Below are 16,316 nucleotides of genomic sequence, written 5' to 3' on the forward strand. Positions count from 1 at the left end.
AATAATGAAATTCAGTGAACTGTGGTTACGCGAGTGGGTTAACCCGGCAGTCGACAGTGAAGCGCTTTCCGATCAAATCACCATGGCTGGCCTGGAAGTCGACGGCGTCGAGCCTGTGGCGGGCGCATTTAACGGCGTGGTTGTGGGGGAAGTTGTGGAGTGCGGTCAGCACCCGAATGCAGACAAACTGCGCGTTACAAAAGTGAATGTGGGCGGTGAACGCCTGCTGGATATTGTCTGTGGCGCGCCGAACTGCCGCCAGGGGCTGAAAGTGGCTGTTGCCACCATCGGCGCAGTACTGCCGGGTGACTTCAAAATTAAAGCGGCCAAACTGCGTGGCGAACCGTCAGAAGGCATGCTGTGTTCGTTCTCTGAGCTGGGTATTTCCGATGACCACAGCGGCATTATCGAACTGCCGCTGGACGCCACGATTGGTACCGATATTCGCGACTACCTTAAACTTGATGACAACACCATTGAAATCAGTGTGACGCCGAACCGTGCGGATTGCTTAGGGATCATTGGTGTCGCGCGCGATGTCGCCGCACTGAACAAAGCACCGCTGGTTGAACCGGAAATCGCCCCGGTTGCTGCCACCATTAACGATACGCTGCCAATCACCGTTGACGCCGCTGATGCCTGTCCGCGTTATCTGGGGCGTGTGGTTAAAGGTATTAACGTAAAAGCGCCGACCCCGCTGTGGATGAAAGAAAAACTGCGTCGCTGCGGTGTGCGTTCTATCGATGCGGTTGTGGACGTGACCAACTATGTTCTGCTGGAACTGGGTCAGCCGATGCATGCTTTCGATTTAGATCGTATCGACGGCGGTATCGTCGTACGTATGGCGAAAGAGAACGAAACGCTGGTACTGCTCGACGGTAGCGAAGCCAAACTGGCAACCGACACGCTGGTGATTGCTGACCACAATAAAGCGCTGGCTATGGGCGGCATTTTTGGTGGTGAACATTCTGGCGTGAACGGCGAAACACAGAACGTTCTGCTGGAATCCGCGTTCTTTAGCCCGCTGTCCATCACTGGCCGCGCGCGTCGTCATGGTCTGCACACGGATGCTTCCCATCGCTATGAGCGTGGTGTTGATCCGGCGTTGCAGTACAAAGCCATGGAGCGTGCGACCCGTCTGCTGATTGATATCTGCGGTGGTGAAGCCGGTCCGGTTGTTGATATCACCAATGAAGCCACGCTGCCGAAACGGGCGACCATCCGTCTGCGCCGCAGCAAGCTGGATCGTTTGATTGGTCATCACATTGCGGATGAACAGGTTACCGACATCCTTAAACGCCTCGGGTGCGAAGTCACCGAAGGGCAGGATGAGTGGCTGGCCGTTGCGCCGAGCTGGCGTTTCGATATGGAAATCGAAGAAGACCTGGTGGAAGAGGTTGCGCGCCTGTACGGTTATAACAATATCCCGAACGCACCGGTACAAGCCGGGCTGGTGATGGGTTCACACCGCGAAGCCAATCTGTCGCTCAAGCGCGTGAAAACGCTGCTCAATGACAAAGGCTATCAGGAAGTGATCACCTACAGTTTCGTTGATCCGAAAGTACAGCAGTTGATCCATCCGGGTGAAGAAGCGCTGATTCTGCCAAGCCCGATCTCCAGCGAAATGTCAGCGATGCGCCTGTCACTGCTGACCGGCCTGCTCGGAACTATCGTCTATAACCAGAACCGTCAGCAGAGCCGTGTGCGTATCTTCGAAACCGGTCTGCGCTTCGTACCGGATACCCAGGCGCCTTTAGGTATTCGTCAGGATCTGATGCTGGCGGGCGCTATCTGCGGTAACCGCTATGAAGAGCACTGGGATCTGGCCAAAGGCAGCGTAGATTTCTTCGACCTGAAAGGCGATCTGGAATCTTTACTCGACCTGACCGGCAAGTTGTCCGCGATTGAGTTCCGCGCAGAGGCGAATCCGGCGCTGCATCCTGGGCAATCCGCAGCGATTTATCTGAAAGATGAATACGTTGGTTTCATTGGCGTCGTGCATCCGGAGCTGGAACGTAAGCTCGATCTGAATGGTCGTACGCTGGTGTTTGAACTGGAGTGGAACAAGGTCGCAGACCGCGTGGTTCCTCAGGCGCAGGAGATTTCACGCTTCCCGGCGAACCGTCGCGACATCGCTGTCGTCGTCGCTGAAAACGTGGCTGCGGCAGATATTTTAGCCGAATGTAAGAAAGTTGGCGTAAATCAGGTAGTTGGCGTAAACTTATTTGACGTGTACCGCGGTAAGGGTGTTGCGGAGGGGTATAAAAGCCTCGCCATTAGCCTGATCCTTCAGGATACCAGCCGTACACTCGAAGAAGAGGAGATTGCCGCTACCGTCGCCAAATGTGTAGAGGCATTAAAAGAGCGATTCCAGGCATCATTGAGGGATTGAACCTATGGCGCTTACAAAAGCTGAAATGTCCGAATATCTGTTTGATAAGCTTGGGCTTAGCAAGCGAGATGCTAAAGAGCTGGTAGAGCTGTTTTTCGAAGAGATCCGTCGTGCTTTGGAAAATGGTGAGCAGGTAAAACTCTCCGGCTTTGGCAATTTCGATCTGCGTGATAAGAATCAACGTCCGGGACGTAACCCGAAAACGGGCGAAGATATTCCCATTACAGCCCGGCGCGTGGTGACCTTCAGACCCGGCCAGAAGTTAAAAAGCCGCGTCGAAAACGCTTCGCCCAAAGCAGAGTAATCTGGACTAATTAAAAAGGCCGCAATCGCGGCCTTTTTCTTTCAATACTGAATATCATCTTTAAAATCAACTCACTCAATAACGCATTAATTGAACTGCATGCTGAATTACGCAAAACTCCAACAGCGTCGTAATGGCCAGTGGCTCTGCGGCCTTGCGCTGCTTTTGCTTATCGCGCTGTTTATTAGCCTGTGTGCGGGCGATCAGTGGATTGGTCCTGCAAACTGGCTTGATGCTCGTGGGCAACTTTTTGTCTGGCAAATACGTCTACCCCGTACGTTAGCGGTTTTGCTGGTGGGGGCGGCGCTGGCATTAAGCGGCGCGATTATGCAGGCGTTGTTTGAAAACCCACTGGCCGAGCCGGGACTTCTGGGTGTGTCTAACGGCGCGGGTGTCGGGTTAATAGCCGCCGTACTGCTGGGAAAAGGTCTGTTGCCTGGCTGGGCGTTAGGGTTATGCGCCATCGCCGGGGCGCTGGTCATCACACTTATTCTTCTGCGCTTTGCCCGACGGCATATGTCGACCAGTCGTCTGCTGTTAGCCGGCGTCGCGTTGGGGATCATTTGTAGCGCGCTGATGACCTGGGCCATCTATTTTTCCACTTCATTCGACCTGCGCCAGCTCATGTACTGGATGATGGGCGGTTTTGGTGGCGTAGACTGGCAACAAAGCTGGCTGATGGTCGCACTGTTACCAGTAATGGGCTGGACCTGCTTTCAGTCGCAGCCACTTAACGTACTGGCGCTGGGGGAGACATCGGCCCGTCAACTCGGGCTACCCTTGTGGTTCTGGCGCAATGTGCTGGTGGTGGCAACTGGCTGGATGGTAGGCGTCAGCGTCGCGCTGGCTGGTTCCATTGGCTTTATAGGGCTGGTTATCCCCCATATTCTGCGTCTTTGCGGCCTCACCGATCATCGTGTGCTTCTGCCCGCCTGCGCGCTTGCGGGGGCGACGGCACTGCTTTTTGCCGATATTGTTGCCCGAATGGCGCTGAGCGCCGCGGAATTACCTATCGGCGTCGTGACGGCAACACTGGGAGCACCGGTGTTCATCTGGCTCTTGCTAACGGCAAGACGCTAAAAGGCCGGAGGACGTACTGCCCGGATTCACCCGCAGACAATAATTACGTAAAAGTGTGTAACAACAGCACGTCAAAAAAAGAAAAATTGCCTAATTCGTTGGTTTTATGTCTTTTTTTGGTAAATGACAGGAAAAGGATTATCGCGCATTATCTGGCTATTATTAATGACTGGCCGGGCGAGAGATCCGGCGTACGAATGAACCGACTAAGGGGATGCTATGCACCAGGATATTTTGAACACCGAGATTACAACGATTGATGGCGAACACATCGCGCTGGAAAAATACCAGGGCAAGGTTATTCTGGTGGTGAATGTGGCCTCAAAATGTGGCCTGACGCCACAATATGAACAGCTGGAGAACATTCAGAAAGCCTGGGAGAAAGACGGCTTTATCGTTCTCGGCTTCCCGTGTAATCAGTTTGCCGGGCAGGAGCCGGGCAGTGAAGAAGAGATCAAAACCTTCTGCAGCACGACCTATGGGGTGACTTTCCCAATGGCAGCCAAAGTCGATGTTAACGGTGAAAACCGCCATCCTTTGTATCGCAAATTGATTGCCGCGGCACCAAAAGCAGTCGCCCCGGAGGGCAGCGGTTTTTATGAGCGCATGGCCAGCAAAGGGCGGGCACCGCTCTATCCGGATGATATCCTGTGGAACTTTGAAAAATTCCTGATTGGTCGTGATGGTCAGGTTGTTCAGCGTTTCTCACCGGATATGACGCCCGAAGATCCTATCCTGATGGAAGCGATTAAGCTGGCGCTGGCAAAATAATGCCGTTGCTGCAACTTCATGACCTTGAGGATGCAGGCAGACTGGGGCCAATTACGGCCCTGGTCGACAAAGCGCAAATGCTGCATCTTGTTGGGCCGAATGGCGCGGGGAAAAGCACGCTTCTGGCACGTCTCGCCGGTTTGACGCAGGGAAAGGGCAGTGTGCAGTTAAATGGCCGTCCGCTTGAGCAATGGCATGCGCCGCAACTGGCTCGTCATCGTGCTTATCTGTCCCAGCAGCAGACACCGCCCTTCGCCATGCCGGTCTGGCATTATCTGGCACTGCATCAGCATCACCACCTCAACGACAGCGTGGTTGAAGAGATTACGCATAAACTTGGGCTGGCGGATAAGCTGGGGCGCACTGTCAATCACCTCTCCGGTGGCGAATGGCAGCGGGTGCGGCTGGCAGCGGTGATTGCGCAAATTCATCCGGCAGCGAATGCGGATGGGCAACTCCTGTTATTAGACGAGCCGATGAACAGTCTTGATGTTGCTCAGCAGGCCGCGCTGGATGGCATGTTAAGCGAACTGGTGGCGGCAGGGACCACCGTTGTGATGAGCAGCCACGATCTTAACCATTCGCTGCGTCGTGCGCATCAGGTGTGGCTATTACGCCAGGGTAAACTGATTGCCAGTGGCCCACGTGATGAGGTGTTAACGCCGCAAAATCTGGCGACCGCATACGGTATGCCATTCCGCCGCCTCGACCTGGCTGGTCACAGGATGCTCATTCCCGAGGTATAGCAGTAAACGGAACTTGCAAGAATTGCAATTCACACGCTAAATTATTCCAGCATAACAAAAATAGAGGTTTTGCTGGATGCGCATCTGGTTTCTTCTGGCGGCATTAATTCTTTCAGGGTGCAGCAGTCATCGGGCACCGCCACCTAACGCACGCCTTTCTGATTCCATCACCGTCATTGCCGGGCTGAATGATCAACTGCGCGACTGGCGCGGTACGCCTTACCGCTATGGCGGCATGAGCCGTAATGGCGTTGATTGTTCGGCATTCGTGATGATGACCTTCCGCGATAAATTTAACCTTGAGCTTCCCCGCGATACGCGTAAACAGGCGGAAGTGGGAACGAAAATCGATAAGGATGAATTGCTGCCGGGCGATCTGGTGTTCTTCAAAACAGGCTCCGGTGATAACGGTCTGCATGTGGGCATCTACGACACCGATAATGCCTTTATCCATGCATCCACCAGCCAGGGAGTCGTGCGTTCTTCGTTAAACAATGTCTACTGGCGGAAGAATTTCTGGCAGGCGCGTCGTATCTAATCCCCTTCCGATCGCAAGCAGCGATAGCTAACCGGCTCGCTGCTTTTGTGAACTAAACGCAAATTTTGTTATTTTCCTCACCATTCATTCATTTTTTCTTCAATATTTATTATTTAACTATTCGTTACCTTAAAGGGGTGTCAGTATCGTGGCATACGCTGGTGTGAGCAATTTAACCAGGATAAGCTTGCGCACGAAAATAAGGAATTTTCGACAATATAATGGGAAATGATGAAGTCAGTTTTGTTAAGTTCAACTACGTTGATGCATGTGCGCATTGGTTTTTCGATGCAGGATATCAACCTTAATGCGGGGTTGGCGCCATGATCGTATCGTTTGATGACACCTATCGCTCAGAGTTTTTACTACAGCCTGCGCGCAACGGTTACGGCACGCTTGTCGGGATTGAAATCGTGGTTAATTTCGTTGGGGCGGGTTCTGTGCGGGCATCTGCAGAGCGGATAGTGCCACGCCTTAGCCCAGACGAAACGCTGACGCTTTTTACTGAGCAATTAGAATTACTCGAATCCTGTAAACTATTCTTTATTCAGCATCAACTTCTCGCCTGGATACATATTTCACCGCTTATTGTCGATTCATTGATCTCTAATGTTGAACTTGCCGAAACGGTAGCGAAATATCCTTTTCTTGAATTTACTGTGAATGAGAATTATCCCAACCTGACGAAAGGTAATGAAAATAATTCTCTCGTCTTGTTTAGCGAACGGTATCCTTTAATCCTGGGAAATTTTGGCGCCGGGGCTGCTTCCACTCGCGCCATTTTTGATGGGCTGTTTAAGCGGGTGGTGTTGGATAAAAACTTCATCCACCAGCGGCTGGCCTCGCGTTCGTTCGAACCCTTTATGCGCGCAATCGTCTCACAAATCTCCCCCTATTGCCGTTCGGTAATGATTGACGGTATTGACGATGAAAAAACTTTAAAGCGGGTGAAGCCGTATCAGTTCAGTGCCATGCAGGGGAATTTATGGCCAGCGGTCCCCGCTGCTCAGATCACCAGCCTGGTTCAGGGATAACCTTGCCTTTAACCCGTGTTTAACATCCTCTAAACCCACTACAATAAAGACAGGAGGTACTATGACCCTGTCTTTTATTACCCGCTGGCGCGATGAGCTGCCTGGTTTTTATACTGCCCTTTCCCCGACACCGCTGAGTAATGCCCGCTTGCTTTGGCATAATGCCTCTCTGGCGAAAACCATGGGCATCGATCCCGCCCTGTTTACGCCGAACGAGGGGGCTGGCGTGTGGGGGGGCGAAACGCTGCTTCCCGGAATGTCACCGCTTTCGCAGGTCTACAGCGGACATCAGTTTGGCGTCTGGGCGGGGCAACTGGGCGACGGGCGCGGTATCCTGCTCGGCGAACAGCGACTGCCTGATGGTACAACGCTGGACTGGCACCTGAAAGGTGCCGGGCTTACGCCGTATTCCCGTATGGGTGATGGCCGCGCGGTGCTGCGCTCAACCATTCGTGAAAGCCTGGCCTCTGAGGCCATGCATCATCTGGGGATTGCGACGACACGTGCGCTTTCCATTGTCACCAGTGACACGCCTGTTTACCGCGAAAGCGTTGAGCTGGGGGCGATGATGATGCGCATTGCGCAAAGTCATATCCGTTTTGGCCACTTCGAGCACTTCTATTATCGGCGCGAACCCGAAAAGGTACGCCAACTGGCGGACTTTGTGATTCGCCATTACTGGCCGCATCTGCAGGATGATGCCAACAAATATGAAGTCTGGTTTCGGGATGTCATTGCCCGTACCGCTGCGCTGATGGCTCGCTGGCAGGCGGTCGGCTTCGCCCATGGGGTGATGAATACGGACAACATGTCGATTCTGGGACTGACGATTGATTACGGCCCCTACGGTTTTCTTGATGACTATCAGCCCGGTTTTATCTGCAATCACTCGGACTACCAGGGACGTTATAGCTTCGATAACCAGCCAACAATTGCCCTGTGGAATCTGCAACGGCTGGCGCAAACTCTGTCGCCGTTTATGAGTGCCGATGTGCTCAATGCGGCGCTGGACAGTTATCAGCCAGTATTGCTGAGCGAATATGGCATATTGATGCGCCAGAAACTGGGCTTTTTTAGCCAGCAAAAGGATGACAATGTGCTGTTAAGCGAGCTCTTCGCTCTGATGGAGCGTGAAGGCAGCGACTATACCCGCACTTTCCGCATGTTAAGCCATACCGAGCAGATGAGCGCCAGCAGCGCGCTGCGTGACGAGTTTATCGATCGCGAGGCGTTTGACAGTTGGTTTAGCCGCTACCGTGCGCGTCTGGCGCAGGAGACTATTGCGGATGCGCAGCGTCAGCAGCAGATGCAAAACGTAAACCCGGCGGTTGTTCTGCGTAACTGGCTCGCACAGCGGGCGATTGAACAGGCAGAGCAGGGAAATACCGAAGAGTTGGAGCGTCTGCATGCCGTCTTGCGGGAGCCTTATACAGAGCGCAACGATGACTATAGCCGTCGCCCACCGGACTGGGGGAAAAGACTGGAGGTTAGCTGTTCAAGCTGAGCCTCTATTTCGTTAGTATCAGTTTCCCGGCGTGCGTCTGTCGCAACAGATATTCTTGTCCCTGATGTTCAATGACAACGCGCGCCGAATCCCCCAACAATGTTTTGCTGCTGATGCGGCGATCCCCAGGATGAATAGTGGCTGGGCTGGCAGGCAGTTTCTCTGCCGGAGTGGTCGGCTTATCCTTGTTCGACATTTCATGCTAACTGTTTGGATATGACAATGATAATTATTATTAATACCTGCCGTGCTGGCTGCAAGTAATATTTGGAAAACCAATCATTTGGGGTAGGGGGAGCGTCCCGCCGGGAGACCCGACGGGAAAAAAGATTACAAACGTGAGGAGACTGCCGCAGCGAGCTTTTCGAGCAATACTTCGCTGTCTTCCCAGCTCAGGCACGGGTCAGTGATGGACTGCCCGTATACCAGCGGTTGGCCGCTGACGATCTTTTGCGTACCCTCTTGCAGGAAACTCTCCGCCATCACCCCCGCAATTGCCGTGGAGCCATCACGAATCTGCTGACAGATGTCATCGCATACGTCAAGCTGGCGACGATGCTGTTTCTGGCAGTTGCCGTGACTGAAATCGACGACCAGTTGTTCCGGCAGATCAAACTCGCGCAGAGTTGCGCAGGCAGCGGCAATATCGTCGGCATAGAAATTCGGTTTTTTTCCGCCACGCATAATGATATGCCCGTAAGGGTTACCGCTGGTCTGGTAAATGGTCATCTGTCCGGTTTTGTCCGGCGAGAGGAACATATGGCTGGTTCGCGAAGCGCGAATCGCGTCTACCGCAATTCGGGTGTTACCGTCAGTACCGTTTTTGAAGCCTACCGGACAGGAGAGCGCCGACGCCATCTCGCGGTGGATCTGGCTTTCTGTGGTACGCGCGCCAATCGCCCCCCAACTGATCAGATCAGCAATAAACTGTCCTGTCACCATATCCAGAAATTCGGTTGCTGTCGGTACGCCCAGTTCATTCACTTCGAGCAGGAGTTTGCGTGCCAGTTCGATGCCATGGTTAACGCGGTAGCTGCCGTTCAGGTCGGGATCGGAAATCAACCCTTTCCAGCCCACTACGGTTCGCGGCTTTTCAAAATAGGTGCGCATCACAATTTCCAGTTGCGCACTGTGCTTTTGCCTTAACCCCTGTAGGCGACGGGCATAATCCATTGCTGCGTCCAGATCGTGAATGGAGCAGGGGCCAATAATCACTAATAGCCGTTTATCTTCACCGTTGAGGATTTTCTCAATACGGCGACGGGATTGTGTGACATGTTCCGCAACTGCAAGGGAAACGGGATGCCGCTGCGCGAGCTCTGCCGGAGTGACCAGACTCTCGATGCGCGCAGTGCGAAGTTCATCGGTTTTGTTCATCAGAATTCTCAAAATTTTGTGCTCAAACGGCCAAATGCCGGAGGCGATGCGCACACCTTAAACCAATCCTTGCTTAATTCAATAGCAGGTTGTGATGCGCATCACATCGAAGGCCAGCATGATAGCAAAATTGTCATCCATGTACTAGTGTCTTAGTACATGCGGCGGTTAAGCCCCATCATGTCGAGAATTTTGGTGGCGATCTCTTCTACCGAGTAGTTGGTACTGTTTAACCAGGGGATCTGATTTTTACGGTAAAGCGCTTCCACCTCTGCCACTTCCATGCGGCACTGGCGTAATGAAGCGTAACGGCTATTTTCACGACGCTCTTCGCGAATTGCAGCCAGGCGCTCAGGATTAATGGTCAGACCAAATAATTTATGCTGGAGCGGCTTCAATGAAACAGGCAGAACGAGATTATCCATGTCATCCGCAATAAAAGGATAATTAGCTGCACGGATACCGAATTGCATGGCCAGATAAAGGCTGGTTGGCGTTTTACCGCAACGGGAGACACCTAACAAAATCACCTGGGCCTGATCCAGGTTGCGCAACGAAATACCATCATCGTGAGCCAGCGTGTAATCAATAGCGGCAATCCGCGCATCATATTTCGTCAGGTTGCCTGGATTTAACCCATGGGTACGATGCGCAATAGGTGTCGGGTCGAGTTTTAATTCTTGCTGTAATGGTGCCACCAGTGCCTGAACAATGTCCTGACAGAATCCTTCACTTTGTAAAATAATGGTGCGGATTTCAGGCAGTACGATGGAATAAAACACTAATGGACGTACGCCTGTCTGCTGATAGATAGCGTCAATCTGGTCCTTCACTGCTCTGGCGCGGCTTTCATTCTCCACGAACGGCAGCGTGATGCTATTGATAGCAACAGGGAATTGCGACATCACCGCATGGCCTAATACCTCTGCGGTGATAGCGGTACCATCGGAAATATAAAAAACCTGGCGATCCACAGCGCTGTCCATTTTACCCTTCCTGATTGTCATGCGTAATTATCTGAAAGCATAAATTAAAGTCACCCATCTGCGTAGCGTCTTTTCTGAATTTTTAAAATGAAACGGTATTTTTGTTTTTAATGAAAAGTATGGTTCATTTTTATTATGCGCTTAAAAAAAGAATGACTTTGAGGATTTTCCGATTATCGAATACTGAATCGTTGACGGGAAAGTGTCCGAAAAGACAAAAATTTAAATTGCTTGAACGATTCACCGTTTTTTCAGCCGGAATAATTATGCCAGGATGAAAAGGTAGTAAATGCTTTATTACCCCATTCAAATATCACAAAAGGATTGTTTAGATGTCCAACAATGGCTCGTCTCCGCTGGTGCTTTGGTATGACCAACTCGGCATGAATGATGTAGACAGAGTTGGGGGCAAAAATGCCTCCCTTGGTGAGATGATTACTAATCTGTCCGGTATGGGCGTAAGCGTACCCAATGGGTTTGCTACCACTGCCGATGCGTTTAACCAGTTTCTCGATCAAAGTGGCCTGAATCAGCGCATCTATGACCTGCTGGATAAAACGGACATTGACGACGTTTCCGAGCTGGCGAAAGCTGGCGCGCAGATTCGCCAGTGGATAGTCGATACTCCGTTCCAGCCGGCGTTCGAAGATGCGATCCATCAGGCATATGCCAAACTGTCTGCTGATGACGAGCAGGCATCCTTTGCGGTGCGTTCTTCCGCAACGGCAGAAGATATGCCAGACGCCTCCTTTGCGGGCCAACAGGAAACCTTCCTGAACGTGCAGGGGTATGACGCCGTGCTGGTGGCGGTGAAGCACGTCTTCGCCTCCCTGTTCAATGACCGTGCGATCTCTTACCGCGTGCATCAGGGCTACGATCATCGCGGTGTTGCGCTCTCTGCCGGGGTGCAACGGATGGTGCGTTCAGACATCGGTTCTTCCGGCGTGATGTTCTCTATCGACACGGAATCCGGCTTTGATCAGGTGGTATTTGTCACCGCGGCCTGGGGGCTGGGTGAAATGGTGGTACAGGGCGCAGTTAACCCGGATGAATTTTATGTCCACAAGCCAACACTGGCGGCTGGGCGTCCGGCTATCGTGCGCCGCACGATGGGGTCGAAGAAAATTCGCATGGTCTATGCGCCAACCCAGGAGCATGGCAAACAGGTGCGTATCGAGGACGTCGAACAGGCTAACCGCGATCGTTTCTCGCTGACCAACGAGGAAGTGCAGGAACTGGCGAAACAGGCTGTGCAGATTGAAAAACACTATGGCCGGCCGATGGACATTGAATGGGCGAAAGACGGCCATACTGGCAAATTGTTTATTGTGCAGGCGCGCCCGGAGACCGTGCGATCTCGCGGTAAAGTGATGGAGCGTTATACGCTGCATGCGCAGGGCAAAATCATCGCCGAAGGGCGTGCGATTGGCCAGCGCATTGGCGCAGGCCCGGTGAAAGTGATTCACGATATCAGCGAAATGAATCGCATCGAAGCAGGCGATGTGCTGGTGACTGACATGACCGACCCGGACTGGGAACCGATCATGAAAAAAGCGGCAGCGATTGTCACCAACCGTGGCGGTCGTACCTGCCATGCGGCCATCATCGCTCGTGAGCTGGGGATCCCGGCGGTCGTCGGTTGTGGCGATGCAACTGAGCGCATGAAAGATGGCGATAAAGTGACCGTCTCCTGCGCCGAAGGCGACACGGGCTATGTTTACGCCGAGATGCTCGACTTTAGCGTGAAAAGCTCAAGCATTGATGAAATGCCTGCGCTGCCGCTCAAAATCATGATGAACGTGGGCAACCCGGACAGAGCGTTTGATTTTGCCTGTCTGCCGAATGAAGGTGTCGGCCTGGCTCGCCTGGAATTTATTATCAACCGTATGATCGGCGTGCACCCGCGTGCATTGCTGGAATTTGATGATCAGGACGTGAAGCTGCAAAACGAAATCCGCGAAATCATGAAAGGTTATGATTCGCCGAAAGAGTTTTATGTTGGGCGTCTGACCGAAGGCATCGCAACGCTGGGGGCGGCATTTTATCCAAAACGGGTGATCGTGCGTTTGTCAGACTTTAAATCCAACGAGTATGCCAACCTCGTCGGCGGTGAACGTTACGAACCGGACGAAGAGAACCCGATGCTCGGCTTCCGTGGTGCCGGTCGCTATGTTTCCGACAGCTTCCGTGACTGTTTCGCGCTGGAATGTGAGGCGGTGAAGCGTGTGCGCAACGAGATGGGGCTGACCAACGTGGAAATCATGGTCCCCTTTGTCCGTACCGTGGAGCAGGCGAAAGCGGTGGTGGAAGAGCTGGCACGTCAGGGGCTCAAACGTGGTGAAAACGGACTCAAGATCATCATGATGTGCGAGATCCCGTCAAATGCGTTGCTCGCTGACCAGTTCCTGGAGCACTTTGACGGTTTCTCTATCGGTTCAAACGACATGACGCAACTGGCGTTGGGGCTGGACCGCGACTCCGGTGTTGTCTCTGAGCTATTTGATGAGCGTAATGACGCGGTTAAAGCCCTGTTGTCGATGGCCATTCGCGCTGCCAAAAAACACGGCAAATATGTCGGTATCTGTGGGCAGGGCCCGTCGGACCATGAAGACTTCGCGGCCTGGCTGATGGAAGAGGGGATCGATAGCCTCTCCCTGAACCCGGACACCGTGGTTCAAACCTGGCTGACGCTGGCTGAACTGAACAAATAATCCATTACTCCCTTACGATAAAACCTCACTTCTTCGGACGTGGGGTTTTTTTATGGCGGAAATCCGGCTGGAATAAGTAAATTCTTAGCTGAAACAAAATGTGTTTGCGCACGCTTACCTTAGAGATGTGTCATCAATCGAATTACACTGGCCTCGTTTTAACACATCTGCACGATTCAAATACTCCAGCCCATCCTTTGCAGATGCCTCTGATCGCATGTGCTGCGTCAGATATATTTTTCTTTTCGTTTTTTCAGGGAATTTACGCGACTGCGTATAGCTATATGAATGTGGCTGCATTGCCAGGTTTACGCCTTGCGCTTTTATTTTAGTTGGCTACCAGAACTGCAAAAAAATAACGACAGCCTGCCTGCTGATGACTACGGATGCATTTCGCTATCGGTCAGTCAGCAGACTCTGCCAGGTTATTTATATCGAGGTGCGTGAATCTGATATTGGCGCATCCCAATGATCTCATTTCAATTAAGGTAAATGCCATGAAACGTTTATTGCTGATTGCGACCGTGCTCTCCTGCATCGCGCTTAACGGCTGCGCATCGTATAACGAACATATTAAAGCGTGCGACGGAGAGGATGTAAGTACCGCACATCTGGCCTTTGATTATCTGCCGCTTGGCGCGCTACTCGATAACGGAACCTGTGCTGTTACCGGCAACGGTGCGCACTTTAGCAACACGGATGGCGCAAAATGAATTTCTACCAAACGGATACGTTAACGGCTGTCATTGCACGCCTGAAAGAGCTTACCCGCGAATATCATGCTTATGAAAATACGCTGGCGCAGTTATGTGATGAGGGAGAAAAGGCCCTCAGAATACATAGCGAAGATGCGTATAACAATTTTATGTCTGAATGTGGTTCAACACTGGCGGCAATTAAGGTAGAACTATGACGCGATTGTTATTATTGTTAACCGCCTGTATTTATTCCTGCGCAGTTATGGCTGGTCCGGTTAATGGGAATTGGCTGACGAAGGAATCCGTTATCTGTATTAACGGTATGAGTGTAATAAAATATGATTACACTCATGCTGAATTAGCCAATACCACACTGGATATAGCAGTGAATGGCAAAACGGTTCGTACGATAAAAGGCCTGAATGTCTTTGACCATTGGGACAGCACATTGGATGCCGTCGAATTTGTCCATTTTAAATATGACGGGAAGGCGTACAACATCTATATCCAGGACAGCAAAGGGGAAGGCATCATGCATTTTGACTACACCAGCCCCGCCGTAGACTGTGCTGTCATGACAGGCGCTAATGTATGAGGTGGCTTATCATTATCGGCTTCTTACTATTTGCCGTATGGACAATTCAGGATGCCCCCCGATGAGGCGTGACAGACGTAACCGCCGCACAGAGGTTTTCCCCGGAGGTTAAGCTGCCTCAGCGCCTGTTTGAGGAATAAAAAAAAGCCCATCGTGGGAGATGGGCAAAGACTACACACAGCAATTCGTTGTTTCACTCAGGGGATTTCCATGCTTATAAATCAAGGTGTTGATTTATAACCGTGACCTTATAGTAGGCCATCCGGGATTTTAGCGTCGATCAGATTCGTCTCATTAGTTAAACGGCGGTTAAGATTTTGCGGGGAAAACGGCGCAAACCTCCGGTCAGGAGGCTTGCGCACGGGAGGGACAGTAAATAAATGATTAGCAGTGCTTCATAATCATCGAAGCTGGCGTATCAGATGCGGGTGTCATCTGCATCGTGTATCTCTTCCAGCGCGTCATTTTCCTCCGGCCCTGGCATCGGAGCTTCGTTAACCCAGGCGGAAAAGAGTCGCCATGAAACGGCCAGTAACACCGGACCAATAAACAGCCCGATCATCCCAAATGCCACCAGGCCGCCAATAACGCCGGAAAGTATCAGTATCATCGGCAGATCGGCACCCATACGAATCAGCATGGGACGGATAAAGTTATCCAGCGTGCCGACCACGCAACTCCAGACCAGCAACACCGTGCCCCATGTTGAGTCGCCGCTCCAGTAGAGCCAGATAATCGCAGGCACCAGCACAACCAGCGGGCCCAGTTGTACCAGACACGTCATCAACATAATGACCGTAAACAGCGTGGCGTATGGCACTCCTGTCACCGCCAGGCCAATCCCTCCGAGAACCGCCTGCACCAGCGCGGTGACAACCACGCCGAGCGCGACAGCACGAATGGCTTGCCCTGCCAACAGAACGGCAGCATCGCCGCGCCTGGCCGCCAGACGATAGGCAAAATGACGAATCCCCTGTGCGACCTGCTCGCCGCGCCAGTACAGCAGGGCGCTAAATAGCAACATCAAGGCACAATGCAGCATGAAACGACCGATATGTGCCGCCTGACCGACAAACCATGTGGTGGTAGTGCCGACATAAGGGCGTACTTTGGCAAGTATCGCGCTGCCGCCCATATCCAACAGGTTGTGCCAGCCGCTATACAGCTTGTCGCCGATCAGCGGAATACTGTTCAGCCACTCCAGGGTCGGCGGTGTCATTTCACCCGATGTAATGGCCTGAATGACCGGACCGCTGTTATCCACGAGGCTATTAACCAGTAGCGCGACCGGAAGAATAAACAGCAAAATTAATAATAATGTCATCACGATGACTGCCAGTGAGCGGCGACCAAACAGCGCGCGCTGTACGCGCAGAAGCACCGGCCAGGTGGCAATAACCACGGTACCTGCCCAGGCGAAACCAAGAATAAAAGGCTGAACGATCCACAAACAGGCGATGATCATAAGGGCTAAAAACAGTACCGACAGCATCACCTGCGGTACATCCCGGGACTGCGATTGAAAGGCCATAAAACGTAATCACCTTAAGTGAGAGGATGCGAAATCAGTAAAGATAATG

The 16,316-nt window shown here is 52.2% G+C and carries 16 protein-coding genes and 1 other RNA gene; 12 read left to right on the forward strand and 5 right to left on the reverse strand.

Annotation, left to right across the window (positions count from 1 at the left end; genetic code table 11):
• Nucleotides 1-4: 4 nt before the first annotated feature.
• The 8 genes from pheT to selO all read left to right on the forward strand — a co-directional run bounded on the left by pheT (nt 5) and on the right by selO (nt 8,369).
• Nucleotides 5-2,392 carry a phenylalanine--tRNA ligase subunit beta gene (gene pheT, locus ACS0RQ_RS11460; protein ID WP_271848979.1) on the forward strand — a complete coding sequence of 796 codons (2,388 nt, stop codon included), beginning with the start codon at nt 5-7 and terminating at the stop codon, nt 2,390-2,392.
• A 4-nt stretch (nt 2,393-2,396) separates the two neighbouring features.
• Nucleotides 2,397-2,696: an integration host factor subunit alpha gene (ihfA, locus tag ACS0RQ_RS11465; RefSeq protein WP_006820203.1), complete on the forward strand. Its 300-nt coding sequence runs from the start codon at nt 2,397-2,399 to the stop codon at nt 2,694-2,696.
• Between the two features lie 99 nt (nt 2,697-2,795).
• Nucleotides 2,796-3,776 (forward strand): vitamin B12 ABC transporter permease BtuC, encoded by a 981-nt coding sequence (btuC, locus tag ACS0RQ_RS11470; protein WP_041851602.1) that lies wholly within the window; start codon nt 2,796-2,798, stop codon nt 3,774-3,776.
• 219 nt (nt 3,777-3,995) lie between these two features.
• Nucleotides 3,996-4,547: a glutathione peroxidase gene (locus tag ACS0RQ_RS11475; RefSeq protein ID WP_271848978.1), complete on the forward strand. Its 552-nt coding sequence runs from the start codon at nt 3,996-3,998 to the stop codon at nt 4,545-4,547.
• Complete coding sequence (gene btuD / locus ACS0RQ_RS11480) at nt 4,547-5,293, forward strand: vitamin B12 ABC transporter ATP-binding protein BtuD (protein ID WP_420372474.1); 747 nt, start codon at nt 4,547-4,549, stop codon at nt 5,291-5,293. Before ACS0RQ_RS11475 ends, btuD begins: the two co-directional genes overlap by 1 nt.
• A gap of 76 nt (nt 5,294-5,369) precedes the next feature.
• The gene (locus ACS0RQ_RS11485; protein ID WP_071195364.1) at nt 5,370-5,831 is read left to right on the forward strand and encodes a C40 family peptidase; all 462 of its coding nucleotides are present in this window, start codon (nt 5,370-5,372) and stop codon (nt 5,829-5,831) included.
• A 323-nt stretch (nt 5,832-6,154) separates the two neighbouring features.
• A complete protein-coding gene (locus ACS0RQ_RS11490) occupies nt 6,155-6,865 on the forward strand; it encodes an EAL domain-containing protein (protein ID WP_271848977.1) in 711 nt (236 codons plus the stop codon).
• A 61-nt stretch (nt 6,866-6,926) separates the two neighbouring features.
• A complete protein-coding gene (gene selO, locus ACS0RQ_RS11495) occupies nt 6,927-8,369 on the forward strand; it encodes a protein adenylyltransferase SelO (protein WP_271848976.1) in 1,443 nt (480 codons plus the stop codon).
• 4 nt (nt 8,370-8,373) lie between these two features.
• Here selO and hemP read toward each other — a convergent pair whose 3' ends face one another.
• From hemP to ppsR, 3 genes are all read right to left on the reverse strand, one after another.
• Entirely contained in the window at nt 8,374-8,565 is a 192-nt protein-coding gene (gene hemP, locus ACS0RQ_RS11500) for a hemin uptake protein HemP (RefSeq protein ID WP_271848975.1), read from the reverse strand.
• A 134-nt stretch (nt 8,566-8,699) separates the two neighbouring features.
• Nucleotides 8,700-9,746, reverse strand: a complete 1,047-nt coding sequence (gene aroH, locus ACS0RQ_RS11505) for a 3-deoxy-7-phosphoheptulonate synthase AroH (RefSeq protein WP_271848974.1) — start codon at nt 9,744-9,746, stop codon at nt 8,700-8,702.
• Nucleotides 9,747-9,898: 152 nt separating this feature from the next.
• Nucleotides 9,899-10,732 carry a posphoenolpyruvate synthetase regulatory kinase/phosphorylase PpsR gene (gene ppsR, locus ACS0RQ_RS11510; RefSeq protein ID WP_041851595.1) on the reverse strand — a complete coding sequence of 278 codons (834 nt, stop codon included), beginning with the start codon at nt 10,730-10,732 and terminating at the stop codon, nt 9,899-9,901.
• 332 nt (nt 10,733-11,064) lie between these two features.
• Between ppsR and ppsA the strand changes: the two genes are divergently transcribed.
• From ppsA to ACS0RQ_RS11530, 4 genes are all read left to right on the forward strand, one after another.
• Nucleotides 11,065-13,443 (forward strand): phosphoenolpyruvate synthase, encoded by a 2,379-nt coding sequence (gene ppsA / locus ACS0RQ_RS11515; RefSeq protein ID WP_041851594.1) that lies wholly within the window; start codon nt 11,065-11,067, stop codon nt 13,441-13,443.
• A 497-nt stretch (nt 13,444-13,940) separates the two neighbouring features.
• Entirely contained in the window at nt 13,941-14,156 is a 216-nt protein-coding gene (locus ACS0RQ_RS11520; protein WP_271848973.1) for a hypothetical protein, read from the forward strand.
• A complete protein-coding gene (locus tag ACS0RQ_RS11525; protein ID WP_271848972.1) occupies nt 14,153-14,356 on the forward strand; it encodes a hypothetical protein in 204 nt (67 codons plus the stop codon). The genes ACS0RQ_RS11520 and ACS0RQ_RS11525 overlap by 4 nt, the downstream gene beginning before the upstream one ends.
• The gene (locus ACS0RQ_RS11530) at nt 14,353-14,736 is read left to right on the forward strand and encodes a hypothetical protein (RefSeq protein ID WP_271848971.1); all 384 of its coding nucleotides are present in this window, start codon (nt 14,353-14,355) and stop codon (nt 14,734-14,736) included. The genes ACS0RQ_RS11525 and ACS0RQ_RS11530 overlap by 4 nt, the downstream gene beginning before the upstream one ends.
• A gap of 136 nt (nt 14,737-14,872) precedes the next feature.
• Here the strand turns inward: ACS0RQ_RS11530 and rprA are convergent.
• An RNA gene (gene rprA / locus ACS0RQ_RS11535) (antisense sRNA RprA) lies at nt 14,873-14,980 on the reverse strand.
• Nucleotides 14,981-15,154: 174 nt separating this feature from the next.
• Nucleotides 15,155-16,267: an AI-2E family transporter YdiK gene (gene ydiK, locus ACS0RQ_RS11540; RefSeq protein WP_041851590.1), complete on the reverse strand. Its 1,113-nt coding sequence runs from the start codon at nt 16,265-16,267 to the stop codon at nt 15,155-15,157.
• Between the last annotated feature and the right edge of the window lie 49 nt (nt 16,268-16,316).

Origin of the sequence: Phytobacter diazotrophicus, from assembly GCF_052061655.1 — a bacterium.
GTDB classification, from domain to species: Bacteria; Pseudomonadota; Gammaproteobacteria; order Enterobacterales; family Enterobacteriaceae; genus Phytobacter; species Phytobacter diazotrophicus.

Bases quoted from the DNA above. Each gene is read 5' to 3' on its own strand.
- pheT (WP_271848979.1), top strand. From the start codon at position 5: ATGAAATTCAGTGAACTGTGGTTACGCGAGTGGGTTAACCCGGCAGTC.
- ihfA (WP_006820203.1), top strand. From the start codon at position 2,397: ATGGCGCTTACAAAAGCTGAAATGTCCGAATATCTGTTTGATAAGCTT.
- btuC (WP_041851602.1), top strand. From the start codon at position 2,796: ATGCTGAATTACGCAAAACTCCAACAGCGTCGTAATGGCCAGTGGCTC.
- ACS0RQ_RS11475 (WP_271848978.1), top strand. From the start codon at position 3,996: ATGCACCAGGATATTTTGAACACCGAGATTACAACGATTGATGGCGAA.
- btuD (WP_420372474.1), top strand. From the start codon at position 4,547: ATGCCGTTGCTGCAACTTCATGACCTTGAGGATGCAGGCAGACTGGGG.
- ACS0RQ_RS11485 (WP_071195364.1), top strand. From the start codon at position 5,370: ATGCGCATCTGGTTTCTTCTGGCGGCATTAATTCTTTCAGGGTGCAGC.
- ACS0RQ_RS11490 (WP_271848977.1), top strand. From the start codon at position 6,155: ATGATCGTATCGTTTGATGACACCTATCGCTCAGAGTTTTTACTACAG.
- selO (WP_271848976.1), top strand. From the start codon at position 6,927: ATGACCCTGTCTTTTATTACCCGCTGGCGCGATGAGCTGCCTGGTTTT.
- hemP (WP_271848975.1), bottom strand. From the start codon at position 8,565: ATGTCGAACAAGGATAAGCCGACCACTCCGGCAGAGAAACTGCCTGCC.
- aroH (WP_271848974.1), bottom strand. From the start codon at position 9,746: ATGAACAAAACCGATGAACTTCGCACTGCGCGCATCGAGAGTCTGGTC.
- ppsR (WP_041851595.1), bottom strand. From the start codon at position 10,732: ATGGACAGCGCTGTGGATCGCCAGGTTTTTTATATTTCCGATGGTACC.
- ppsA (WP_041851594.1), top strand. From the start codon at position 11,065: ATGTCCAACAATGGCTCGTCTCCGCTGGTGCTTTGGTATGACCAACTC.
- ACS0RQ_RS11520 (WP_271848973.1), top strand. From the start codon at position 13,941: ATGAAACGTTTATTGCTGATTGCGACCGTGCTCTCCTGCATCGCGCTT.
- ACS0RQ_RS11525 (WP_271848972.1), top strand. From the start codon at position 14,153: ATGAATTTCTACCAAACGGATACGTTAACGGCTGTCATTGCACGCCTG.
- ACS0RQ_RS11530 (WP_271848971.1), top strand. From the start codon at position 14,353: ATGACGCGATTGTTATTATTGTTAACCGCCTGTATTTATTCCTGCGCA.
- ydiK (WP_041851590.1), bottom strand. From the start codon at position 16,267: ATGGCCTTTCAATCGCAGTCCCGGGATGTACCGCAGGTGATGCTGTCG.